Here is a 22,999-nt window from a genome sequence, read left to right on the forward strand (position 1 = left end):
CGGGCTGCCTCTTCGGCAGATGAAGTTTCGTTGACAGTTCGAAGCCTAGAGATATAACGGTCACGTTGCGGGTTTGGAAGCCGGTGTAAATCCGGCGCGGTCGCGCCACTGTGACCAGGATGCGAAAGCGAACTGGAAGTCAGACCTTGCCGCAACATCCTTTCGACTGAACGCGTCATTCCAGGAGGAATACATGTCTGACATCACTTTCAAGCCTATCGCAGCACCGCAGCCGATTCCGGTTGGCGAGATCCTGCCCTGGGCGATCTTCGGCGGCCTGCTGATGATCATCGCCATCTATTTCGTCGGCACGGAAGAGGGCGCCATGGCGCTGTTCTCCGGCGGCTACGTCCACGAATTCGTGCATGACGCCCGCCACCTTCTCGGCTTCCCCTGCCACTAAAGGACGACTGACATGGTTGGAAACCTTCTACTTCGCGGCATGATCGCGGGGGCGATTGCTGGCGTCCTGGTGTTTGTCTTCGCCCATTTCTTCGGTGAGCCGCTCGTCGATCAGGCGATCGCTTTCGAGGAAGCCGCGGCACAGGCAGCCGGCGAGGCCGCAGAGCCCGAGATCGTCAGCCGCGCGACGCAGGCCGGCATTGGTCTCTTCACCGGCGCCATGGCCTATGGCATCGCCGTCGGCGGTCTCTTCGCGCTGACCTTTGCCTTCGTGCATGGCCGGTTCAGCACGCTCAGCGCCCGCGGCACCGCTGCGGTCATCGCTCTTGCCGCTTTCGTCGCCATCATCCTCGTTCCCGGCATCAAGTACCCGGCCAATCCGCCGGCTGTCGGCAATGGCGATACGATCGGCGTTCGCACCGAGCTGTTCTTCCTGATGATCGTCGTCTCCGTCGCGGCGCTGATCGCGGCGATCGCCTTTGCGCGCAGCCTCGCTCACCGCTTCGGCATCTGGAACGGCGCGATCATCGCCGGCATCGCCTATATCGTCTTCATCGGCCTCGTGCAGTATCTGCTGCCGCCGATCAACGAGGTGCCGGAAAACTACTCGGCGATCGTCCTCTGGCGCTTCCGCATCACCTCGCTCGGCATGCATGTCGTGCTGTGGTCGGTGCTGGCTGTGGTCTTCGGGATGCTGGCCGAGAAGCGGCTGGCCTCGCAGGGTGCTGTCGGGCGTCCGGCGTTTCGGTGAGGATTGGGTGAGGGGAGCCAAAGGCTTCCCTCATTCCTGTGCTTGTCACAGGAATCCAGCCACCGCGCGTCGGCGCGGTGAATGACTCTACAGTTTCCCGCGTCCATGGACATGGACGCACTGGATTCCTGTGACAAGCACAGGAATGAGGCATTGGTAAAGGCTGTGATGAATAGGCCTCTGTTTCATTTGATGACCGGCATGGCTGCGCTCGCGCTGTCGAGCGGCGGTGCCATGGCCCACAGCCGCACATCCTCTGCCAATCACGCCGGCATCCCCGTCCCCGAAATTTCCCACGGCGAAATGGCCGTGATGGCCGATTATCGTGACCGGATCATCGCGCTCGCATCCACCGCCACCGATACCGACGAGCCGTTCCGCCGGGTGCTGAACTATGCGCAGATCCAGTATTCCTACTGTCTCTGGGGCCGCATGCCCGGCAGCGTGACGGATGAGGAAAGTCCGTTCAACGAATGCGCCCATGCTTATCTGGCGGCGACCAAGGCGGTGCTGATGTCTCTGCGGGAGATGCCGCGGGAGGCCGCGGCGGCGAGTGCGATCGTCTCCGAAGCCGATGCCGATATGATCAGGCGTGGGTTGTCGCTGATCACCTGCCGTTTCAGCGGCGAGGCGTTCAATACGGCCGATATCATCCGGCCGCGCTGGAGCGAGATACCGCTCCATACGGCGAGCATGGCGTCGCTGACCGGGTTCTTCGCGCTTGTTTTCGGCGTCTTCCTTGCCGGGCGCCGGTGGCTGAAGGTTCAGTCTTCGGAATAGCGCTGTTCCCGCCAGGGATCGCCGAACATGTGATAGCCGTTCATCTCCCAGAAGCCCGCCCGGTCAGCGGGCATCAGGTCGATGCGGCGCAGCCATTTGGCGCTTTTCCAGAAATAGAGATGCGGGACGATGAGGCGCATCGGGCCGCCGTGATCGGCCGTCAGCGGCTGGCCTTCCCAGGCGGTCGCGAGGATCGCGTCTTCGGCGGCGAAATCGGCGAGCGGCAGGTTGGTCGTGTAGCCGTCGTAGCTCGTCAGCATGACATAGTTTGCTTCCGCCTTGGGCATGGCGCGGTCGAGCAGGTCGCGCGTCGCGACGCCCTTCCATTTGTTGTCATAGCGCGACCATGTCGTGACGCAGTGGATGTCGGAGACGAAGGTGCTCTGCTCCAGCGCCTGGAAGTCGCGCCAGGAAAGCGTCAGCGGCGTTTCCACCAGGCCACGGACCTCCAGCTTCCATGTGTCGAGCGCAATCGACGGCTGCTGACCGAGATCGAGCACCGGCCAGTTCTTCACCAGATGCTGGCCGGGCGGCAGGCGGTCGGTTTCCGGGCGGGCGACGCGGCCGGTCAGGAACTTGCCTTCGGCGGCCCAGCGGCGTTTGGAGGTGGTCAGTTTACTGTCAACAGGGGTCTGCTGGTCGGTCATGGCACTCGTCCTCTCGCAGTGCAGCGATAGGACAATCTGGAGCCGCAGCTGTCAAGGCAGCCGCGCCTCTTGGAATCCTCCTCCGTGCTCATTACAATCAGGCCGTCGGGGATGCCTTCCTGGGGAGGGAGGCAGAATGGGAGGAGCCGCCGCTGTCTCAGAGGCACAGGCTTATATTCGCGCTGTTCTCAGTGCCTTTCGTCGTTTTCGCCTTCTTCTACTACGGCGGATCGGTGGCGACGCGCGCCTATATGGCAGAGGCCTCGGCCCAGGCGGGAACGGCGCTGCGTCTTGCCGTCTCGGCGCTCAGCGGCCATCTCAACCGCTATGAGGCGCTGCCGGCGCTGATTGCCGATCACGACGATATCAAGGAACTGGTGGCCCACCCCGAAGACAAGGGGTTGCGGGATGCCGCCAACCTCTATCTCAAGGAGATCAACCATCTCCTGAAATCCTCCGATATCTATGTGATCACACCCGACGGCGAGACGATCGCGGCCAGCAATTTTGATCTGCCCGACAGCTTCGTCGGCGAGAATTTCAGCTACCGGCCCTATTTCCAGGAGGCGATCGCCGGCAAGCAGTCGCGCTTCTACGCGCTCGGCACGACATCGCTGAAGCGCGGCTATTATTTCGGTTCGCCGATCAGGGTGGGGGACGAGATACGCGGGGTCATCGTCTTCAAGGTCGATATCGACATGATCGAATCCTCCTGGACGGGCGGCGAATACCGCATCTTCGTCTCCGACCCCGAGGGCATCATCTTCATGTCCGGCAAGCCGGAATGGCTCTATAACAGCATCCTGCCGCTGACCACCGACCGCCTGCAGCGCACTGAGGCGTCGCGGCGCTATGCCAATGCGACGCTCGCGGCATTGCCGGTGAACCGCAGCCGCTTCGAGGATCACAATCTGATGGGGCTGGTCGAGGAGGGCGTGCAGAAGGAATATCTGGTGCTTTCCAGCTACATGACGGCCGAGGACTGGACGGTCAACGTGCTGCTCGACACCGGCTCCGTCCGGGCGCAGGCGCGCACGGCGCTTGCTGCGGTCTTCCTGTTCCTCTGCATTGCCGGGCTCGCCTTCGCGGTGCTGCGCCAGCGGCGCATGCGGCTGAACGAACGCATGCATCTGCAGGCCGAAGCCCGCAACGAGCTGGAGCGGCGCGTCGAGGAGCGCACCGCCGATCTCGCCCGCGTCAACAGCCGCATCGAGGAGGAAATCGCCGAGCGCCGGCTGACGGAAAAGCAGCTGCGCCAGACGCAGGCCGATCTTATTCAGGCCGGCAAGCTTGCCGGTCTCGGCCAGATGTCGGCGGCACTTTCTCACGAGTTTAACCAGCCGCTGGCGGCCGCCAAGACCTATACGGACAGCGCCACCGTTCTGCTCGATCGCGGGCGCACGGACGAGGCACAGGACAATATCCGGCGGATCGGCGGCCTGATCGACCGTATGGCATCGATCAGCAAGCACTTGCGCAATTTCGCCCGCAAGCCGAACGAAAAGCTCGGCCCGGTGCCGCTGGATGAGGCGATCCGCGACACGCTGGAGATCGTCGCGTGGCGGATCAAGGCGGCGGACGCCGATCTCAGGCTTGATCTCGGCCTGCATCCGCCTGTGGTGCGGGCCGGTTCTGTGCGTCTGCAGCAGGTGCTGGTCAATGTCATCTCGAATGCCGCCGATGCCGTCGAGGGGCTGGACGACCGGCGTATCGAGGTGCGGGCCTCGGAGGAGGCGGGAAGGGTGGTGCTGACGGTTCGCGACTTCGGCCCCGGCGTGCCGGCGGCGATTGCCGAGCGCATCTTCGATCCGTTCTTCACGACGAAGGGCGTCGGCAAGGGGCTCGGGCTCGGTCTTTCGATCTCCTACAACATCATCAAGGATTTCGGTGGCAGCCTGACCGTCGCCAATCATCCAGATGGTGGGGCGGAGTTCCGTATCGAGCTGCAATCGGCCGCGGGTGCAATGCCGGAGGCGGCGGAATGAGCGAACAGAAAATCCTGCTCGTTGACGACGAGGAGGAACTGCGCCGCTCGACGGCGCAGGCGCTGGAGCTCTCGGGCTTCAGTGTCGAGACCTTCTCCAATGCCGATCATGTGCTGGAGCTGATCGGCTACAGTTTTCCGGGCGTCGTCGTCAGCGATATCCGCATGCCCGGCACCGACGGCATGACGCTGATGAGCCGGATCCGCGAGATCGACGCCGAAGTGCCCGTTATCCTCGTCACCGGTCATGGCGACGTGCAGCTCGCCGTGAAGGCGATGCGCGAGGGCGCCTATGATTTCATCGAGAAGCCGTTCACGCCTCAGATGCTGGCCGGCGTCATCAAGCGCGCCTTCGAGCGGCGTGGCCTCGTGCTCGAAAACCGGCTGCTGAAGGCGGTTGCCGGCAAGCGGGACGATATCGAGGCGCGGCTGCCGGGGCGCACGCAGGTGATGGTCGACCTGCGCTATCGCATCCGGGCGATCGGGGCGAGCGACGCTGATACGCTGATCGTCGGTGAGACCGGCGCCGGCAAGGAAGTGGTGGCGCGGGCGCTTCATGATATCAGCGCGCGGGCGAGCCGCCCGTTCATCGCCATCAATTGCGCGGCACTTCCAGCAAACCTGATCGAGAGCGAGCTTTTCGGCCATGAGGCAGGCGCCTTTCCAGGTGCCGTGCGTCCACGCTACGGCAAGTTCGAACATGGCCGCGGCGGGACGATCCTGCTCGACGAGATCGGCTCGATGCCCTTCGATCTGCAGGCGAAGTTTCTGCGCGTGCTGCAGGAGCGGGTGATCTCGCGCCTCGGCTCCAACGAGGTCGTGCCGCTCGACGTGCGCTTCATTGCCACCAGCAAGGTAGACTTGGAGGAGGAGGTCGCGGCGGGACGGTTCCGCGCCGATCTCTTCTACCGGCTGAATGTCGCGACGCTGCATGTGCCGGCGCTGGCGCAGCGGCGGGCGGATATTCCGCTGCTCTTTCTCCAGCTGGTGCGCGAGGCGGCGGCGCGATACGGGCGGGACGATATGCCGGTTTCGCCGGATCTGATCTCCGATATCGCCCAGCGCGACTGGCCGGGCAACGTCCGCGAGTTGCGCAATGCGGCCGACCGTTTCGTGCTCGGTCTCGATGGCGGCGAGCGGCCGAATGGCGAGGCGACGGGGCTCGCCGATCGTGTCGCGGAATTCGAGCGCGGCGTCATCGCCAGCGCGCTGGTTGCCCATGGCGGCAGCCTCAAGCCGGTCTATGAGTCGCTGCAGATATCGCGCAAGACGCTGTACGAGAAGATGCAGAAATACGGGCTCGACAAGAAGCTGTTGGTTTCCGAATAGGCCGAATGGGTGGATTTCCACCCATCGCTATCCGCCTTTGTTTCCAAATCGACCCATGCTGCATCGCACGCAGGCGAAATCTCTGCCCCGCGGCATGCCCAGCCGATTGCCGCCGGCGCGTTTACCACCTGTTAATGGCCGCATCTCACCGGCGCATGGGAAGCGCCGGCGGAGCCTGTTTTCATCAGGGAGGAAAACGATGAAACTCTTCAAGGCCATGCTTGGCATGACGGCGGCCGCTGCCGTCTCTCTTTTCGCTGCCGGTGCATCCGCACAGGGCTATCCTGAACGCACCATCACCATGGTCGTGCCCTTCGCGGCCGGCGGCCCGACGGATACGGTCGCGCGCCTCGTCGCCGAATCCATGTCGAAGGATCTCGGGCAGCAGATCGTGGTCGAAAATGTCGGCGGCGCTGGTGGCACGCTCGGCGCCGGCCGCGTTGCCGCTGCCGATCCGGATGGCTACACGATCCTGCTGCATCACATCGGCATGGCGACATCGGCCACGCTCTACCGCAAGCTCGCCTATGACACGTTGAACGCCTTCGAATATGTCGGTCTCGTCACCGACGTTCCGATGACGATCGTTGCCCGCAAGGATTTCGAACCCGCCGATCTCAAGAGCCTCGTCGAATACGTCAAGGCGAACAAGGACAAGGTCACTTACGCCAACGCCGGCATTGGTGCTGCCTCGCATCTCTGCGGCATGATGTTCATGAGCGCCATCCAGACACCGCTCACGACCGTTCCCTACAAGGGCACCGGTCCGGCGATGACGGATCTGCTCGGTGGCCAGGTCGATATCATGTGCGACCAGACCACCAACACCACGAAGCAGATCCAGGGCGGCACGATCAAGGCCTACGCCGTGACCTCCCCGAAGCGCCTCGACGTTCTGAAGGACGTTCCGACGGCCGTCGAAGGCGGTCTGCCGGGCTTCGAGGTCGGTATCTGGCACGGCGTCTACACGCCGAAGGGCACGCCTGCGGAAATCAACGAGCGTCTGTCGAAGTCGCTGCAGGTGGCGCTGAAGGACGAGAACGTCGTCAAGCGCTTCGCCGAACTCGGCACCGCGCCGTCGCCGGATGCCGATGCGACGCCGGCTGCGCTGAAGACCAAGCTCGAGACCGAAATCGCCCGCTGGAAGCCGGTGATCGAGGCTGCCGGCGAATACGCCGACTGATTGGCCGCCAACGTCGAGTGCGGAGCCCCCTCACCCTAACCCTCTCCCCGCTGGGGAGAGGGGACGCGGCTTCCCTTCTCCCCTTGGGGAGAAGGTGCCCGTCAGGGCGGATGAGGGGGCTACCCGCTTCGACGCCAACTCTCTCCAACCCCACGGAGACACCATGAAATCTGTCACATTCGACACGACAAATGCGATCTGCGGCGCGCTTCTGGTCGCGACCGGCGCATTCTTCGCCTATCAGTCCTTCACGCTCGAACTCGGCACCGCGCTGCGCATGGGGCCGGGCTATTTTCCGCTGGTGCTTTCGGCGGTGCTGGTCATCCTCGGCGGTATCGTCTTCATCCAGGCGCTGCGCGTCGAGGGCGAGCCGATCGATCCCTTTGCCTGGCGCGGGATGCTCTTCATTCTTCCGGCACCCATCCTGTTTGGGCTGACGGTTCGCGGCCTCGGCTTTGCGCCGTCGCTGTTCCTCGCGGCCTTCGTCGCCTGTTTCGCGTCGCAGAAGATGAACGTCTTCTACGCGCTGATCCTGTCGCTTGGGCTCACGGTGTTCTCGGTTGCGGTGTTCAGCTACGGCCTCGGCCTGCCGTTCGAGCGCTTCGGTCCGTGGACCAGGTTCTGAGGAGAGGGACATGGAACTTTTCAGCAATCTCGCCCTCGGCTTCGCAACGGCGGCGACGCCCGCAAACCTGCTCTTCTGCCTCATCGGCGTCCTTCTCGGCACACTGATCGGCGTTCTCCCCGGCATCGGCGCCACGGCGACGATCGCCATGCTGCTGCCGATCACCTTCCAGCTGGAGCCGGTCTCCTCGCTGATCATGCTCGCCGGCATCTATTACGGCGCGCAATATGGCGGTTCGACCACGGCGATCCTCATCAACATGCCGGGTGAGTCCTCCTCGGCGGTGACGGCGATCGACGGATACCAGATGGCCCGCAAGGGCAGGGCGGGGGCCGCACTTGCGATCGCCGCACTCGGCTCGTTCTTCGCCGGTACGGTCTCTACCTTCCTCGTCGCCATCTTCGCGCCGCCGCTGACCGAGATCGCGCTGAAGTTCGGCGCGCCCGAATATTTCTCGCTGATGATCGTCGGTCTGGTGTCGTCAATCGCGCTGGCGCATGGCTCGGTCATCAAAGCGCTGGCGATGGTGGCGCTCGGCCTGCTGCTCGGCCTCGTCGGCACCGATATCTATACCGGTACGCCGCGCTTCACGCTCGGCATCCGCGAATATGCCGACGGGCTGAACTTTGTGGCGCTTGCCGTCGGTGTCTTCGGCGTCGCCGAAATCCTGCGCAATCTCGAAGGCGAGTCGACGCGCACGGTGCTGATGAACAAGGTGACCGGCCTGCTGCCATCGAAGCAGGAATTCAAGGAGATGATCGCGCCGGTCCTTCGTGGCACGGCGATCGGCTCGGCGCTCGGCATCCTGCCGGGCGGCGGCGCGATCCTCGCATCCTTCGCCTCCTATACGGTGGAGAAGCGTTCGTCGAAGAAGCCGGAGGAATTCGGGCATGGTGCGGTCGCGGGTGTTGCTGGTCCTGAATCGGCCAACAATGCCGGCGCACAGACCTCGTTCATTCCGCTCCTGACCCTCGGCATTCCCGCCAATCCGGTCATGGCGCTGATGGTTGGCGCGATGATCATCCAGGGCATCGTGCCCGGCCCGAATGTCGCGACCGAGCAGCCGGCGCTGTTCTGGGGCATCATCGCCTCGATGTGGATCGGCAACCTGATGCTCGTCATCCTGAACCTGCCGCTGATCGGCCTCTGGGTGAAGCTGCTGACGGTGCCCTATTACGTACTCTTCCCCGTTATCATGGCCTTCTGCTCGATCGGGGTCTACAGCGTCAACTCGAACGTCTACGACCTCTATGCCGTCGCCTTCTTCGGGCTGATCGGTTATGTGCTGGCGAAGTTGCGCTGCGAGCCGGCGCCGCTGCTGCTCGGCTTCGTGCTCGGGCCGCTGCTGGAAGAGAACCTGCGGCGCGCGATGATCCTGTCGCGCGGCGATCCGACGACCTTCCTGACCCGGCCGATCAGCGCGACGCTGCTCGCCATCGCGCTTGCCGTTCTCATCATCGTCTTCCTGCCGAGCGTGAAGAAGAAGCGCGAGGAGGTCTTCGTCGAGGAAACGTGAGGGGTTGAACTCACTGCCTCTTTGTAGAACAAAGGGATACCTGAAACGGGCGCCGTTCTGGCGCCCGTTTTCGCATGCACAGGACATCCCGGCTCATGACCATTCCCGCCCGGATCAAGGACGATCTACCCTTCCTCATCTCGCTTCGCCGTGATCTTCACGCGCATCCCGAGCTCGGCTTCGAAGAGGAGCGCACCAGCGGCATCGTCGCGAAACTGCTGGAGGAGGCCGGTATCAAGGTTCACCGCGGGCTTGGCACCACCGGCGTCGTCGGCACGCTGCAGGTCGGCAACGGCACGCGCAGCATCGGCCTCAGGGCGGATATGGATGCACTGGCGATGCCCGAGATTGCCGAGCGGCCTTACAAGTCCACTGTTCAGGGCAAGATGCATGCCTGCGGGCATGACGGCCACACGACGATGCTGCTCGGTGCCGCGCGCTATCTGGCTGAAACCAAGGGATTTTCGGGCACGGTGCATTTCATCTTCCAGCCGGCCGAAGAGGGACGCGGTGGGGCGCGGCGGATGGTCGAGGAGGGGCTGTTCAAGCTCTTCCCCTGCGATGCCGTCTATGGCCTGCACAACATGCCGGGGCTCGATGTCGATGAGATCGCCGTCGTCGAGGGCCCGCAGCTTGCCTCATCCGACAGCTGGCGTGTCACCTTCCGCGGTACCGGCACGCATGGCGCCAAGCCGCATCTCGGCCGCGATCCGATCACTGCCGCGGGCACCTTCCTCGCCTCGCTGCAGACCATCGTCGGCCGCGTCGTCGATCCGCTGCAGCCGGCCGTCGTCAGCGCCTGCTCGCTGCAGGCGGGGGATCCGAAGGCGCTGAACGTCATCCCCGATACGGTCGAGATCGGCGGCACGGCGCGGGCCTATTCGCCCGAAGTGCGCGACCAGCTGGAAGCAGAGATCGGCCGTCTGGCGCAGGGCACGGCGCAGATGTTCGGGATATCAGCCGACTACGGCTTCGAGCGGCGTATTCCGCCTGTGGTCAACGATGCGGATGCAACGGCGCGGGCGCTTGGCGCTGCGGGCGAAGTGTTCGGCGCGAAGGTCCGCACCAGCTTTCCGCCGTCGACGGCGGGGGATGACTTCGCCTTCTTCGGGCAGAATGCGCCGGGGTGCTATGTGTGGCTCGGGAACGGGCCGGCCGTGGATGGGGCGCTGCACCACAATACGGCCTACGATTTCAACGATGGGGCGCTTGGGTTTGGGGCGGCCTATTGGGTGAAGCTGGTGGAACGGGAATTGGCGGCTTAGGTCGCGTGCGGGGCCCCCTCATCCGCCCTTCGGGCACCTTCTCCCCGAGGGGAGAAGGGACGTGCGGCCCGCTCCGGGTTTCCCTTCTCCCCAGCGGGGAGAAGGTGCCGGCAGGCGGATGAGGGGGCCACACCCCCAAGCGATCCTTACGACACTATCTCCAGCACCGGCGTTTCCAGCACCTTCCCCGTCAGCACATCAGCAATCCCCATATCCGTCTGATGCGGGCCGATATTGCAGGCGAGCGTCGCGCCGAAGCAGGCCTTGAAGACGAGGTAGGGCGGCTGCCAGGTGACGATCTTTTCCATCGCCTGGCGGATATCGCGGAAACCCTTTGCCGTCTCGGCAAGTGAGGCCTCGGTCACCAATCCTGAGAGCGGCAGCGGCAACAGCGCGAGGATGACGCCATCCCTGGCAACCGCCATGCCGCCGCCTGCTGCAATCACCGCATTCGCGGCGGCTGCCATGTCGGCGGTGTTGCCGCCGAAGACGGTGAGGTTGTGGCTGTCATGCGAGACGGTGGTGCAGAAGGCGCCGTGCCATTCGCCCCAGCCGGTGAGGAAGCCCGTGCGCGGGCGGGGGGCGGCGAGGCCGTGCCGGTGGGCGACGGAGATCATCGTGCTGCCCTGAGGCGGCACGACGAAGCCGTGCTCGGTCGCGGTTTCCGCTTCGCCCCATTGCGTGAAGCGCGGGCGGTCGATGGTGGCGACGCGGACGCGGTTGCCTTCGGAGCGGACCTTGAAATCGTCTGCGCCGAGCGCCGGAAGCTTGACCGAGTTCATCAGCGGCGCGGTGTCGAGCGGCTTCAGCGGTACGGTCATCGCGCCGTCCTGCGCGATCGTGCGGCCGTTGGCGATCACCAGCCGTGCCCTGAAATCGGTGAGGTCGTCGAAGAGCACGATATCGGCGCGCCGTCCTGCGGCGATGAGGCCGAGATCGCTGCGTTTCAGGCGCTGGGCGGCGTTGAAGGTGGCGGCGCGCAGCGCCCATTCCGGCCTCATGCCGTAGCGCACGAGGCGGCGGATCACGTCGTCGAGGCCGCCGCCATCGAGCAGTTCGTCGGGGAAGACGTCGTCGGTGCAGAGCGTCACGGTCGGCGGCAGGTGGCCGATGCCATCGAGCGCTTCGACGAATTCACGCAGCAGGTGATCATGGGAGCCGCGGAGCTCGATGGTCATTCCGGCGGCAAGCTTCTGCAGGAGGTCGGCGCCTGAGGTCAGCTCGTGGTCGGAGGTGATGCCGGAGGCCATGAAGGCGTTGAGATCGGCGCCTTCGAGGCCGCGGGCATGGCCGCAGACGAGCTTGCCGGATGCGAGACCGGCATTGACGATCGCCGTCATCCGCGGATCGCCTTCGATGACGCCGCGCATGTTCATGACTTCGGCGACGCCGCCGACGGCAGGCGAGCGGAGCATTTCGGTGATCACAGAAGCATCGAAATCCGCACCGGCGCGCTCGAGGCCGGGTGCGGAGGGGATGCAGGAGGGCGCCAGCAGGATCATCCGGAGTGGCAGGCCCGACGATGCCTCGATCGCCCAGCGCACGCCGTCGAGGCCGTGGACATTGCCGAATTCATGCGGATCCCAGAGGATCGTGGTGACCCCGCGCGGCAGCACTGCCCGGGCATATTCGGCAGGGGTGACCATCGAGCTCTCGACATGCATATGCGTATCGATCAGGCCCGGGGTGATGACGGCGCCGGTGGCGTCGATCATCTCAAGCGCATCGGCGCGGGTTCCCGGCGCGTGGACGCTGGCGATCAGCGGTCCCGTGAGGCCGATGTCGGCTTCGCGGATCAAGCCGGTGACGGCGTCGAGCAGCTTTCCGCCTGTGATCAGCACGTCGAACGGCAGGTCGCCGCGGGCGGCGGCCACGGCGCGGGCGCGCAGCTGGGGATCGTTGAGGTCGGCGGGTTCCGGTCGCAATGGAGAGCTCATCTGCCGGCCTCGCTTGCGAGCGCGCCGAGGATGAGCGCGCGCGCGGCTTCGACGTCGATATCGACGGCGAATTCGGCATTGGGCGCGGCATGGGTGGCGCGGGTCTCGACGACGGTGCGGCCGCGGGTGAACTGACCGGCGAGCTCGACATCGATGCGCGCGGCGCGGAAGGTCACGAGCTCCGGCGCCACGAAGGCGACGGCGGCCGAGGGATCGTAGATCGCCATCGCCGCGCGGCCACGGCTGATGCCGATATCGATATAACCAGCCAGCATGTCGGCGAGCAGTTCGGCATTGGCGCCGCCTGCCTGGCGGATCGGCGTGACGTCATCCGGGCGGGCCAGGACTTTGCGGCAGAGATCGAGATCGATCATCTTCAGCGGCAGGCCGTGGCTGATGACGATTGCCAGCGCTTCGGGATCTGCAAGGGCGTTGAACTCGGCGGAGGCCGTGTGATTGCCGATCGTTACCCCGCCACCCATCCAGGTGAGTTCGGTGATGCGGGCGGCGAGATCGGGGCGGGCCAGCGCGAGAGCGGCGATATTGGTCAGCGGTCCGAGCGCCAGAATGCGATGCGGGCCATCCGTTTCGAGCCAGCGGCAGAGGGCGAGGAAAGCGTCGCTATCGGGCAGCGCCGCTCCTTGCGGCAGCGTGCGGCCTGCAGTCGGGATGCCGGTATCGCCGAGGATGGCCTGTGCCGTCTCGATCTTGCCGATCACCGGATTGGCGCGGCCGCTGTGAAGGGGGAAGGTCCAGCCGAAAGTCTGTGCGGCGCCTGCCGCATTCACCTTCACCTGCGGCAGTGGCGTGTTGCCGAAGACCAGCGAAATGCCATCTATGTCAAGCTTCGACTGCGCCACCACCAGAATGGCGGCGATATCGTCAAAGCCCATGTCGGTATCGATCCAGACACCCATCATATCACCCGAAACGCGAGAGGCTTGCGGCTGCGGCAAGCGGAAGGTCGAAGGAGAGGGCGGTGCCGATCGCGTGGGCGGCGAGGCCTGCATCGACCTCCGCCTTGATCGGCCCGAGCGGCGTGTCCAGCAGGTATTCCCGCGTGTTGCCGGCATAGGAGGTGCCGCGCACAGTTCCCTGGAAAGGACCGGAACCAAGGATGACCGTGCGCGGCCGCCAGGCCAGCCCTGCCGCCTGAGGCGCAGGAGCCGGCAAATCGACTGGACCGTTTGGTGTGGCGAGCTTGCCGCCTTCGAGCTTGAAGACGTTCTCGAAGCCGACGAAATCGGCGACGAAGGCGGAAACGGGGCGGTTGTAGATATCTTCGGGCGTGCCGATCTGCTCGATGCCGCCGTTCAGCATCACGACGATCCGGTCGGCAAGCGCCAGCGCTTCCACCTGATCATGGGTGACGAAGATCATCGTCACGCCGGTCTCCTTCTGGACGCGCTGCAGTTCGGCGCGCATTTCCAGGCGCAGGCGGGCGTCGAGGTTCGACAGCGGCTCGTCGAGCAGCAGCACCTTCGGTTCCATGACCATCGAGCGCGCAAGCGCCACACGCTGCTGCTGGCCGCCGGAGAGTTCCGCGGGCTTGCGGCCGGCGAAGCTCGAAAGGCCGACCGATTTCAGGCCGGAGGTGACGCGCTTGTCGAGATCCTGGCCGGAGACGCCCTTGAGGCGCAGGCCGAAGGCGACGTTTTCGTAGACGGTCAGATGCGGGAAGAGGGCGTAGGACTGGAAGACCAGGCCGACATTGCGCTTGTTGGCCGAAACGCGGGTGATGTCGGTGCCGTCGAGATTGATGCGGCCGGAGGCGGGCGTCAGCAGGCCGGCGATCGAGCGCATCGTCGTCGTCTTGCCGCAGCCGGAAGGGCCGAGCAGGGCGACGAGTTCGCCCTTTTCGATCGTGAGGTCGAGGTCCTTCACCGCGACCGTATCGCCGTAGGCCAGCGTCAGCTTGTCGAGTTGAAGATAGGCATCAGACATAACGCGAGAATCCCAGGAAGCGTTCGGCAAGGAAGACGATGCCGATGGACAGGAAGGCGAGCAGCGAGGAGAGCGCTGCGATCGACGGATCGTAGGTGGTTTCCATGTAGCCCAGCATGTCGATCGGCAGGGTGCGCACGCCTGGGCCGGAAAGGAACAGCGAGACCGGCACCTGATTGAAGCTGGTGACGAATCCGAGGATGAAGGCAGCGAGAATGCCGCCGCGGATATTCGGCATGACGACGCGGAAGAAGGCGCCCGTGCGCGAAGAGCCGAGCAGCACGGCCGCTTCCTCGATATCCGAGCGTAGGTTGTTGAGGCTCGCGGAGACGACGCGCACGGCATAGGGCAGCACCAGCGCCGTATGCGCAAAGAACAGCGCCAGCGTGATGTTGAAGCCGAAGGGCACGACGAGATAGCGCAGCAGCGCCAGGCCGACGATGATGCCGGGGACGATGATCGGCAGGGAAACGATGGTGCGGACCGTTTCGCCGAAAGGCAGCTTGTAGCGCGACAGGGCGTAGGCGGCGGGAATGCCGAGGATCAGCGCCGACAGCGTGCCGAAGACGGCGAGGAACATCGACATGGCGAAGCTCTCGCGGAAGCTGTCGATGGTGAAGACCTTGGCGACCCATTTCAGCGACAGGCCCTGCGGCGGGAAGGCCAGCGTATCGCCAGCCGAAAGCGAGGCGGCGATGATGATCAGGAACGGGCCGATCAGGAAGGTCAGGAGCAATCCGAGGACGATGGGCGGGAAGAGGCGGGATGTCATCGCTTGTTCCTCGCGGTCGCCAGGCGTTTCAAGAGGATGTTGGCGGCAAAGCTCATGACGATGAGCATGAAGGCAATGACGCTGGCCGAGACGAAATTGTTGGAGACGGACACCTGCTGGTAGAGCAGGGTTTCCAGCATCAGCACCTTGGAGCCGCCGAGGACGGCTGGGGTGATATAGGCGGTCAGCGAGCCGGTGAAGACGAGGGTGCCGCCAACGACGAGACCTTCCTTGGTCAGCGGCAGGATCACCTTCCAGAACACCTGGAACCAGTTGGCGCCGAGCACGCGGGCTGCCGGGATCGCGTCCTTCGGCATGTTCTCGAGCGCGCTGATCAGCGACAGGATCATCAACGGCAGGAAGAGCTGCAGGAGGCCGATGAAGACGGCGGTCTCGGTGAAGAGCAGGCGCAGCGGCTCGGCGCTGAAGCCGAGGCCGGTGATCGCCTGATTGACGATGCCGGTGCGGCCGAGGATGACGATCCAGGCATAGGTCCGGGCGACCGGCGAGATCATCAGCGGTAATGTGACGAGGCCGATCATTCGGCCCTTGCCCTTCGGCGGCAGGTTGACGATCGCAAAGGCCGCGGCATAGCCGATGACGGCGGACACGGCAGTGACTTCGAGCCCGAGCTTGAAGGTGCGGATGAAGACCGTGCGGTTCAGCTGCTCAGAGAAGAAGCCGGTGTAGGCCGACAGCGTCCAGGCGCCATCGGCATGAAAGCCTTCGGAGAGAAGAATGGCGACGGGCAGCAGGAAGACCACGGCGGCGAAGACCGCCGCCGGCAGCGCAAGCGCCAAAGCTTCTGCTCGGTTCTGAAACATCGGGAGCCTTTCGGGCGGGTAAGAAGCGGTCCCGGGCTTGCCGGGACCGGATGTGATTTATGGCTTACTGGCCGACCGTGCTGTTCCATTCCTTCAGCCAGGCATCGCGATTATCGAGCGCCACGGCAGAGGGGATGAGCTTCAGACTCTTGGCTGTGTCCTCGCCGTATGTGAGGTTGTTGGCGGCGGCCTCGGAGAGCTTGACCTCCTTGTTGGCCGGGCTGTCGACGAGCTTTTCGGCGAGCTTGGTCTGGATGTCTGTCGAGAGCCAGAAATCCATGAACTGCAGGGCGAGGTCCTGGTTCTTCGAGCCCTTGGTGAGAACCATGACGTTCATGCCGCCGGTCTGGCCTTCCTTCGGGGTTGCCCAGGCAACGGGAACGTCGAGCTTGGTGAAGCCGGCCCAGGAGAAGCGGCCGATCGGGGCAGCCCAGATCTCTTCCTGCTGCATCAGCTGCACGAGCTGCGAGGACTTTTCGTAGAAGGTGACGATATCGTCCTTCTTCTCGCCGACGGCTTCGATGGCGCCCTTCAGGTCGGGTGTATCCTTGCCGAGCGCCTGGCCGAGCATGAAGAGCGCCGGCGGCCCCTGGTTGGTCGTGACATTCGGGAAGGCGACGTGGCCGACATATTCCGGCTTCAGGAGATCAGCCCAGGACTCGATCTTCATCTTGTCGGAGCGGTAGGCGATCGAGGTGGCATAGAAGGTGTAGCCGACGCTCATGCCGTCGCGGTTCGGATCCTTGGCGATGTCGTAGAGCTTGCCGAAATTGGTGAGCTTGGAGGTGTCGATCTTCTCGATCAGGTCCTTGCGGGTGGCGGAGAGCGCGTCGGCCATCGAAACGACGGCCATGTCGACGACGGGGTTTGCCTTGTTGGCTTCCATCTTGGCGAGGCGCTCGACGCTGTTGCCGGTCTCGACGACGAGCTTGCAGCCGCACTGCTTCTCGAAGGGATCGTAGACGATCGTCTTGAAGTCGTCCTGAGCGAAGGCATAGACGGAGATCGTCAGCGTACGCTCCTGCGCCGAGGCGGCGAGCGGGGAGAGCGCCAGCAGCGCTACCGATGCGATGAGGGTCTTCATGTCAGGAGTTCTCCATCTGTCAGGTTTTGTTTTGCCGGGCTCACAGGCCCGGAGGATTGGCGGACGATCAATTGCATGGGCACACGATCGGTTTCCGCAGTCACGATGATCCCCTCGCGGGTGCCGTTCTCCATGATCACCTTCAGCAGCGCTGAAATGGCGATCTCGGCGATCCGGTCCATGTCCATGCGCGCAGTGGTCAGCGCCGGGGTGACAACAGGCGACCAGATGAGGTCGTCGAAGCCGGTGACGCTGACATCGGTGGGAACATTGATGCCGTCCTGTTGCAGCTCGGTGAGTGCGCGCAGCGCCTGAAGGTCGGAGAGGGCGGCGAAGGCGGTAAAACCTTCAGCGGCCTTGTTGGCGAGGCCGAGCCGGCAGCCGCTTCCCGATGTCTGCTCGAGCTTTTCGATCCACAGCGTTTCCGAGCTCATGCCTGCGGTCAGGCCCGATCGGATGCCGCCGGCGCGGTCGTTCTGGACGTTTGATTCCGGATTGTTGCCGATGATGAGCACGCGTTTGTGGCCGAGGCTTGCGAGATGGGCGGCGATCTGCTGGCCGCCCTGCCAGTGGTCGGCGGCGACGGTGTTGCCGGGGGTGGATGCCGTATCGATGACGGCGACCGGGCAGCTGGAGGCGGAGATGCGCGTGGCGCGGCGCGGCACCACGACCATGCCGTCGACGCCGCGCTCGATCAGCCGGTTGATTGCTTCGGTCTGCGCCGTCACGTCGCCGCGGGAGTCGGCGATCAGCACGCCGTAATCGGCGGACTTTGCCGCAAATTCGATCGCCTGGGCGATCTTCGGAAAGAGCGGATTGGCAATGTCAGGGAGAACGAGGCCGAGGACGCCGCTGCGGCCGGTGCGCAGCGCGCGGCCTGCCTGGCTGGGGATATAGCCGAGCTCGGCGGCATGTTCGCGGATCTTTTCCGCCAGCTGTTCGGAAACGCGGCCCTTGCCCGACAAGGCATTCGAAACGGTCGCTACGGAGACGCCGAGCGCCGTCGCGATCCTGCTCAAATTCGGTCCCGGGCGTGACGAAGCCATGGTTTGCCGTGCGGTTTGATTAATCGTTTAATCAGCGTGTACAGGAAGCATGTGGCGTTGTCGAATCGAATCTTAGCGCAATGCGGGTTTTCCGCACTGGATTAGAGGTTGCGAACATAAAAAAAGCCCCGCGAAAGCGGGGCTTTTCTCGGATCGTTTGGAGCGACCGTTACTTCTTCTTGACCGAAACGGTCTCAACCTTTGCCACAGCAGCCGGCTTTGCACCATCAGGCGCATAGCCACCGCCGATGGCGACGTTGAGCGAGACATAGTCCTTGGCCATCTGCTGGACGGCAGCAGCCAGGCTTGCCTGGGCGGTCGAGACGTTGCGCTGCGAGTCGAGAACGTCGAGCAGCGAGGATGCGCCGTCCTTGTAGCTGGCGGTCGACAGTTCCAGCGATTCCTGGGTCGTCTTGACCTGGGCGCGCAGGGCTTCCACCGTCTGGGCATCGCGGCGAACGGCCGAGAGCGCATTCTCGACCTGCTCGACGGCGCTCAGAACAGCCGACTTCCAGGCGAGATAGGCAGCCTTGGCATCCGACTTGGTGATGTCGACATTGGCGCGCAGACGGCCGCCGTCGAAGATCGGCAGGTTCAGCGTCGGGCCGAAGGACCAGGTGGTCAGGCCGCCATTGCCGCCAACCGGGCGGACGTAGGAGGGCGAGATCGAGCCCGACAGCGAGATCGACGGATAGAGCTGTGCTTCTGCAACGCCGATGTTGGCGGTGGCGGCAGCGAGATCGCGTTCGGCCTTGCGGATGTCGGGACGGTTGCGGATCAGGTCAGCCGGAATACCGGCCTGCAGACCGCCGCGGAACACCGGCTGGCGCGAGCCCTTCTGCAATTCGGCCATCAGCGACGATGCCGGCAGGCCGAGCAGGGTGGCGATGTGGTGCGCAGAAACGCGGAAGCTGGTTTCGAGGCCGGGGATTTCGGCCTGGGTCGCCTGGACCAGACCTTCGGCCTGGACGACGTCGAGGCGCGAGGCGGCACCGGCTTCCAGCTGGAACTTGGTGAGATCGAAGGTCTCGCGGCGAGACTTCAGATCGCCCTTGGAGAGTTCGATGCGCTCCTGATAGTAGCGGGCGTCGATGTAGCTGTTGACCAGATCCTGGAGGAAGGTGAGCTTGGCGACATCGGCGGTGGCGTAAGCCGAATCCAGCGATGCCAGCGCGCTTTCCTTGGAGCGGCGATATTCGCCGAACAGGTCGAGCAGCCAGGAGACATTGGCTTCACCGGCCGTGGTGTTGGTGGCGCCGCGCGTGTTGCGCAGGTTGCCCATCTGGCCGCTGACGGTCTGGGATGCACCGACGACGAGGCTCGGCAGGGCGCCTGCACCGGCAACGGTGACCTGGGCTTCAGCCGAATTGATGCGTTCGAGGGCCTGCAGCACGTCGAGGTTCTGGCCGATGCCCTGGGAGACCAGCGAGTTCAGCTGCTGATCGCGGTAGGCCGTCCACCACTGGGCGGTCGCAACATCACCATTGCTCTTGACCCCGCCTTCGCCAAACTTCGCAGGAAGCGGCATTTCCGGCGGTACATGATCCGGGCCGCTTACGCAGCCCGCCAACAAAAGCATCAACGCCGGTGTGGCATAACGAAGAGATACCATGCAATGTTCTTCCTGTAACTCGACCAAGTCCTAAATTTCTTGTCCGAAGCATCATGCTTCGCAATCGGCCGCGCTCCGTGCCAACGAGATACACCATGCCGAAGCAGTCGGCCGCAATGTAGCAATGAGTCTGGCGTTCGGGCAGTGTATTTTTATCACACTCCCGCCTCATTTTTGCGCCGCGAAAAGACGCGGCGGATAACCACGAAGAAGGACGGAACGAAGAAGATCCCGAGTGCGGTCGCCGCCAGCATGCCACCGAGAACGCCGATACCGATGGCATTCTGCGCTGCCGAGCCTGCGCCGGTCGCGATCGCCAGCGGCACGACGCCGAGGATGAAGGCGAGCGAAGTCATGATGATCGGGCGCAGGCGCAGCCTTGCCGCTTCGAGAGTCGCCTCTAAAAGGCCCATCCCGGTCTCCATGCGGTCCTTGGCGAACTCGACGATGAGAATCGCGTTCTTCGCCGCCAATCCTATGGTCGTTAGCAGGCCGACCTTGAAATAGACGTCGTTCGCCTGGCCGAAGAGCGTTGCCGCCGCAAGCGCGCCGAGCACGCCGACCGGCACGGCCATGATGACCGAGAACGGGATCGACCAGCTTTCATAGAGCGCTGCAAGGCAGAGGAAGACGACGAGGACCGAGATCGCGTAGAGCATCGGCGCCTGCGAGCCGGAGAGCCGCTCCTGATAGGAGATGCCCTGCCATGCCACTGTATAGCCGCCACCAAGCTGCGCGGTCAGCGCTTCCATCTCGTTCATCGCGTCACCGGAGCTGACGCCCGGCGCCGAGGCGCCGTCGAGCGGGATGGCGCTTGTGGCGTTGAAGCGGGCGAGCGACGGCGCGCCCTGCGCCCATTCCGTCTTGGTGAAGGCGGAGAAGGGGACCATTTCGCCGGCCGTATTGCGGGCATACCAGTGATCGAGATCGCTTGGCTGCATGCGGAAGGGCGCGTCGCCCTGCACGTAGACAGGCTTGATCTCGCCGTTCAGCGTGAAGTCGTTGACGTCGCGGCCGGTGAAGATGATCGACAGCATCGAATTGACCGAGGCGATATCGACGCCCATTGCACCGATCTTTTCCTGATCGATGATGATCTTCATCTGCGGCTCGACTTCCTTGTTGTTGGAGCGCAGAGCGACGACCTTGCCGCTGCTGTTGCCCATCTGGATCAGCCGCTTGGAGGCGGCGTCGAGCGCCTGCGTGCCGTGGCCGCCGGTATCGACGAGATACATCGAGAAGCCGCTCGAGACGCCGAGGCCCTGGATGGCCGGCGGCAGGAGGGCGAAGACCTGGGCTTCGCGGATCGCGAAGAAGTTCTTCAGCGCGCGGTTGACGACAGCCTGCGCATGCAAGTTCGGGTCGGTACGCAGCGAGAAGTCCTTGAGCTTGGTAAAGACGATCGCGCTGTTCTGGCCGGAGCCGTTGAAGCCGAAGCCGAGGGCGCCGAAGACGGAATCGACTGCGTCCTTCTCGTTCTCACGATAATAGTTCTCGACCTTCTCGACGACGGCCTGGGTCTGCTGGGTCGTCGAGCCCGGCGGCGTCGTGACGATGGTCAGCAGCACGCCCTGGTCTTCCTGCGGCAGGAAGGAGCTCGGCAGGCGTGCGAAGAGATAGGCGCAGCCGGCACCGATCAGCAGGAAGACGAGCATGACGCGGATCGGCCGCTTCAGGAGATAGCCGATGCTGCGGACATAGCCGTTGGTCGAGCGGGTGAAGTTGCGGTTGAACCAGTCGCCGATGCGGTTCTTCTTGTGACCGTCGACGGGCTTCAGCATCGTGGCGCAGAGCGCCGGCGTCAGCACGATGGCGACGAGCGCCGAGAGCAGCATCGCCGAGACGATGGTGATCGAGAACTGCCGGTAGATGATGCCGGTCGAGCCGCCGAAGAAGGCCATCGGGATGAAGACGGCGGTCAGGACGAGCGCGATGCCGACGATGGCGCCGGTGATTTCGCCCATCGATTTCTCGGTCGCTTCGAGCGGCGAGAGCTTCTCTTCAGACATGATGCGCTCGACATTTTCGACGACGACGATGGCGTCGTCGACGAGCAGGCCGATCGCCAGAACCATGGCGAACATCGTCAGCGTGTTGATCGAATAGCCGGCCGCCGCGAGGATGCCGAACGTTCCGAGCAGCACGACGGGCACGGCGATCGTCGGGATCAGCGTGGCGCGCAGGTTCTGCAGGAAGATCAGGAGCACGACGAAGACCAGCACGATCGCTTCGATCAGCGTGTGGATGACCTTCTCGATCGACAGCTCGACGAAGGGCGTGGTGTCGTAAGGATAGGTGATCTCGACGCCTTCAGGCAGCGAGCGGCCGATCGTATCCAGCGAGGCGCGGACGCGCTCGGCGGTATCGATAGCGTTTGCGCCGATCGCCAGATTGACGGCGAAGCCGGAAGAGGGCTGGCCGTTATAGCGCGATGCTCCGCCATAGCTTTCCTGGCCGATCTCGATGCGGGCGACGTCGCTAAGGCGCACCGTCGAACCGTCCTTCTCGACCTTCAGGATGATGTGCTCGAAGTCGTCGACCGTGGTCAGCTGGCTCTGGGCGGTGATCGTCACGTTCAGCTGCTGGCCCTGCGTCGTCGGCTGGGCGCCGAGCGAGCCGACGGAGACCTGGGTGTTCTGCGCCTCGATCGCCGAGGTGACGTCGCTTGGGGTCAGCTGGAACTTCTGCAGCTTGTAGGGATCGAGCCAGACGCGCATGGCGTAGCCCGAGCCGAAGATGTTGATGCTGCCGACGCCTTCGAGGCGCTGCACCTGATCTTCGATCGAGTTCGAGATGATGTTGCCGAGATCGACGGACGAGCGCTTGCCGTCGGTCGAGACCAGCGATCCCACGAGCAGGATGCTCGATGTCGAGCGCGTCACGCTGATGCCGGCGTCGATGACGTCTCCCGGCAGCTGCGACTGCACGAGCTGCAGCTTGTTCTGCACCTGAACCTGGGCGATGTCGGCATCGACGCTGTTGCCGAAGGTCAGCGAGATGCTGGCCGAACCGGTCGACGAGGTCGAGGTCATGTAGGTCAGGTCGTCGAGACCGGTCATGCCCTTTTCGATGATCGTCGTCACCGATTTCTCGACGGTTTCGGCGCTGGCGCCGCGATAGGTGGCGTTGATGCGCACCGTGGTCGGAGCGATATCCGGATATTGCGAAATCGACAGCGTGTAGATGCCGAGCAGACCCGCGAGCATGATGGTGATCGCGATGACCCACGCAAAGATCGGGCGTCGGATGAAGAACTTGGCCATCAGTTTTATTCCTGTGCGGCTTGGATCACTGTGAG

The 22,999-nt window shown here is 64.1% G+C and carries 18 protein-coding genes, 1 pseudogene and 1 riboswitch; of the genes and pseudogenes, 9 read left to right on the plus strand and 10 right to left on the minus strand.

Going from position 1 to position 22,999, the window contains the following annotated elements:
- Positions 1-40: 40 nt before the first annotated feature.
- Positions 41-169, plus strand: a riboswitch (cobalamin riboswitch).
- A gap of 24 nt (positions 170-193) precedes the next feature.
- The 3 genes from F2982_RS13530 (at position 194) to F2982_RS13540 (ending at position 1,933) form a co-directional block, all read left to right on the plus strand.
- Entirely contained in the window at positions 194-403 is a 210-nt protein-coding gene (locus tag F2982_RS13530; protein ID WP_112718892.1) for a CbtB-domain containing protein, read from the plus strand.
- A 12-nt stretch (positions 404-415) separates the two neighbouring features.
- Positions 416-1,153, plus strand: coding sequence for a CbtA family protein (locus F2982_RS13535; protein ID WP_203428117.1), 738 nt, complete (start codon positions 416-418; stop codon positions 1,151-1,153).
- 192 nt (positions 1,154-1,345) lie between these two features.
- Positions 1,346-1,933 (plus strand): hypothetical protein, encoded by a 588-nt coding sequence (locus F2982_RS13540; protein WP_246777556.1) that lies wholly within the window; start codon positions 1,346-1,348, stop codon positions 1,931-1,933.
- On the opposite strand, the gene F2982_RS13545 is transcribed toward F2982_RS13540, so the two are convergent.
- Complete coding sequence (locus F2982_RS13545) at positions 1,918-2,580, minus strand: sulfite oxidase-like oxidoreductase (RefSeq protein ID WP_203428119.1); 663 nt, start codon at positions 2,578-2,580, stop codon at positions 1,918-1,920. The genes F2982_RS13540 and F2982_RS13545 overlap by 16 nt on opposite strands.
- 111 nt (positions 2,581-2,691) lie before the next feature.
- Between F2982_RS13545 and F2982_RS13550 the strand changes: the two are divergent.
- From F2982_RS13550 to F2982_RS13575, 6 genes and pseudogenes are all read left to right on the plus strand, one after another.
- Positions 2,692-4,565, plus strand: a pseudogene (locus tag F2982_RS13550) (sensor histidine kinase).
- A complete protein-coding gene (locus F2982_RS13555) occupies positions 4,562-5,893 on the plus strand; it encodes a sigma-54 dependent transcriptional regulator (protein ID WP_203428120.1) in 1,332 nt (443 codons plus the stop codon). Before F2982_RS13550 ends, F2982_RS13555 begins: the two are co-directional and overlap by 4 nt.
- Positions 5,894-6,092: 199 nt before the next feature.
- A complete protein-coding gene (locus F2982_RS13560; RefSeq protein ID WP_112718897.1) occupies positions 6,093-7,076 on the plus strand; it encodes a tripartite tricarboxylate transporter substrate binding protein BugD in 984 nt (327 codons plus the stop codon).
- A 163-nt stretch (positions 7,077-7,239) separates the two neighbouring features.
- A complete protein-coding gene (locus tag F2982_RS13565; RefSeq protein ID WP_203428121.1) occupies positions 7,240-7,701 on the plus strand; it encodes a tripartite tricarboxylate transporter TctB family protein in 462 nt (153 codons plus the stop codon).
- A gap of 10 nt (positions 7,702-7,711) precedes the next feature.
- Positions 7,712-9,217, plus strand: coding sequence for a tripartite tricarboxylate transporter permease (locus tag F2982_RS13570; protein WP_112718899.1), 1,506 nt, complete (start codon positions 7,712-7,714; stop codon positions 9,215-9,217).
- Positions 9,218-9,312: 95 nt separating this feature from the next.
- Positions 9,313-10,482, plus strand: a complete 1,170-nt coding sequence (locus F2982_RS13575; RefSeq protein WP_203428122.1) for a M20 aminoacylase family protein — start codon at positions 9,313-9,315, stop codon at positions 10,480-10,482.
- A 146-nt stretch (positions 10,483-10,628) separates the two neighbouring features.
- Here the strand turns inward: F2982_RS13575 and F2982_RS13580 are convergent, their stop codons facing one another.
- From F2982_RS13580 to F2982_RS13620, 9 genes are all read right to left on the minus strand, one after another.
- Entirely contained in the window at positions 10,629-12,419 is a 1,791-nt protein-coding gene (locus F2982_RS13580) for an adenine deaminase C-terminal domain-containing protein (protein ID WP_130281897.1), read from the minus strand.
- The gene (locus tag F2982_RS13585; RefSeq protein WP_203430072.1) at positions 12,416-13,336 is read right to left on the minus strand and encodes a nucleoside hydrolase; all 921 of its coding nucleotides are present in this window, start codon (positions 13,334-13,336) and stop codon (positions 12,416-12,418) included. Before F2982_RS13585 ends, F2982_RS13580 begins: the two co-directional genes overlap by 4 nt.
- Positions 13,337-13,340: 4 nt before the next feature.
- Positions 13,341-14,363: an ABC transporter ATP-binding protein gene (locus F2982_RS13590; RefSeq protein ID WP_203428123.1), complete on the minus strand. Its 1,023-nt coding sequence runs from the start codon at positions 14,361-14,363 to the stop codon at positions 13,341-13,343.
- The gene (locus F2982_RS13595) at positions 14,356-15,135 is read right to left on the minus strand and encodes an ABC transporter permease (protein WP_112718903.1); all 780 of its coding nucleotides are present in this window, start codon (positions 15,133-15,135) and stop codon (positions 14,356-14,358) included. The genes F2982_RS13590 and F2982_RS13595 overlap by 8 nt, the downstream gene beginning before the upstream one ends.
- Positions 15,132-15,959 carry an ABC transporter permease gene (locus tag F2982_RS13600; RefSeq protein WP_203428124.1) on the minus strand — a complete coding sequence of 276 codons (828 nt, stop codon included), beginning with the start codon at positions 15,957-15,959 and terminating at the stop codon, positions 15,132-15,134. Before F2982_RS13600 ends, F2982_RS13595 begins: the two co-directional genes overlap by 4 nt.
- 64 nt (positions 15,960-16,023) lie before the next feature.
- Positions 16,024-17,043: an ABC transporter substrate-binding protein gene (locus F2982_RS13605; protein ID WP_203428125.1), complete on the minus strand. Its 1,020-nt coding sequence runs from the start codon at positions 17,041-17,043 to the stop codon at positions 16,024-16,026.
- Complete coding sequence (locus F2982_RS13610) at positions 17,040-18,089, minus strand: LacI family DNA-binding transcriptional regulator (RefSeq protein ID WP_203428126.1); 1,050 nt, start codon at positions 18,087-18,089, stop codon at positions 17,040-17,042. The genes F2982_RS13605 and F2982_RS13610 overlap by 4 nt, the downstream gene beginning before the upstream one ends.
- 169 nt (positions 18,090-18,258) lie before the next feature.
- Positions 18,259-19,701, minus strand: coding sequence for an efflux transporter outer membrane subunit (locus F2982_RS13615; RefSeq protein ID WP_203428127.1), 1,443 nt, complete (start codon positions 19,699-19,701; stop codon positions 18,259-18,261).
- Between the two features lie 155 nt (positions 19,702-19,856).
- Complete coding sequence (locus F2982_RS13620) at positions 19,857-22,964, minus strand: efflux RND transporter permease subunit (RefSeq protein ID WP_130284650.1); 3,108 nt, start codon at positions 22,962-22,964, stop codon at positions 19,857-19,859.
- Between the last annotated feature and the right edge of the window lie 35 nt (positions 22,965-22,999).

Source organism: Rhizobium sp. BG4, assembly GCF_016864575.1.
GTDB lineage: Bacteria > Pseudomonadota > Alphaproteobacteria > Rhizobiales > Rhizobiaceae > Rhizobium.

Coding starts and splice junctions, on each gene's coding strand:
- F2982_RS13530 (WP_112718892.1), top strand. CDS start 194: ATGTCTGACATCACTTTCAAGCCTATCGCAGCACCGCAGCCGATTCCG.
- F2982_RS13535 (WP_203428117.1), top strand. CDS start 416: ATGGTTGGAAACCTTCTACTTCGCGGCATGATCGCGGGGGCGATTGCT.
- F2982_RS13540 (WP_246777556.1), top strand. CDS start 1,346: ATGACCGGCATGGCTGCGCTCGCGCTGTCGAGCGGCGGTGCCATGGCC.
- F2982_RS13545 (WP_203428119.1), bottom strand. CDS start 2,580: ATGACCGACCAGCAGACCCCTGTTGACAGTAAACTGACCACCTCCAAA.
- F2982_RS13555 (WP_203428120.1), top strand. CDS start 4,562: ATGAGCGAACAGAAAATCCTGCTCGTTGACGACGAGGAGGAACTGCGC.
- F2982_RS13560 (WP_112718897.1), top strand. CDS start 6,093: ATGAAACTCTTCAAGGCCATGCTTGGCATGACGGCGGCCGCTGCCGTC.
- F2982_RS13565 (WP_203428121.1), top strand. CDS start 7,240: ATGAAATCTGTCACATTCGACACGACAAATGCGATCTGCGGCGCGCTT.
- F2982_RS13570 (WP_112718899.1), top strand. CDS start 7,712: ATGGAACTTTTCAGCAATCTCGCCCTCGGCTTCGCAACGGCGGCGACG.
- F2982_RS13575 (WP_203428122.1), top strand. CDS start 9,313: ATGACCATTCCCGCCCGGATCAAGGACGATCTACCCTTCCTCATCTCG.
- F2982_RS13580 (WP_130281897.1), bottom strand. CDS start 12,419: ATGAGCTCTCCATTGCGACCGGAACCCGCCGACCTCAACGATCCCCAG.
- F2982_RS13585 (WP_203430072.1), bottom strand. CDS start 13,336: ATGGGTGTCTGGATCGATACCGACATGGGCTTTGACGATATCGCCGCC.
- F2982_RS13590 (WP_203428123.1), bottom strand. CDS start 14,363: ATGTCTGATGCCTATCTTCAACTCGACAAGCTGACGCTGGCCTACGGC.
- F2982_RS13595 (WP_112718903.1), bottom strand. CDS start 15,135: ATGACATCCCGCCTCTTCCCGCCCATCGTCCTCGGATTGCTCCTGACC.
- F2982_RS13600 (WP_203428124.1), bottom strand. CDS start 15,959: ATGTTTCAGAACCGAGCAGAAGCTTTGGCGCTTGCGCTGCCGGCGGCG.
- F2982_RS13605 (WP_203428125.1), bottom strand. CDS start 17,043: ATGAAGACCCTCATCGCATCGGTAGCGCTGCTGGCGCTCTCCCCGCTC.
- F2982_RS13610 (WP_203428126.1), bottom strand. CDS start 18,089: ATGGCTTCGTCACGCCCGGGACCGAATTTGAGCAGGATCGCGACGGCG.
- F2982_RS13615 (WP_203428127.1), bottom strand. CDS start 19,701: ATGGTATCTCTTCGTTATGCCACACCGGCGTTGATGCTTTTGTTGGCG.
- F2982_RS13620 (WP_130284650.1), bottom strand. CDS start 22,964: ATGGCCAAGTTCTTCATCCGACGCCCGATCTTTGCGTGGGTCATCGCG.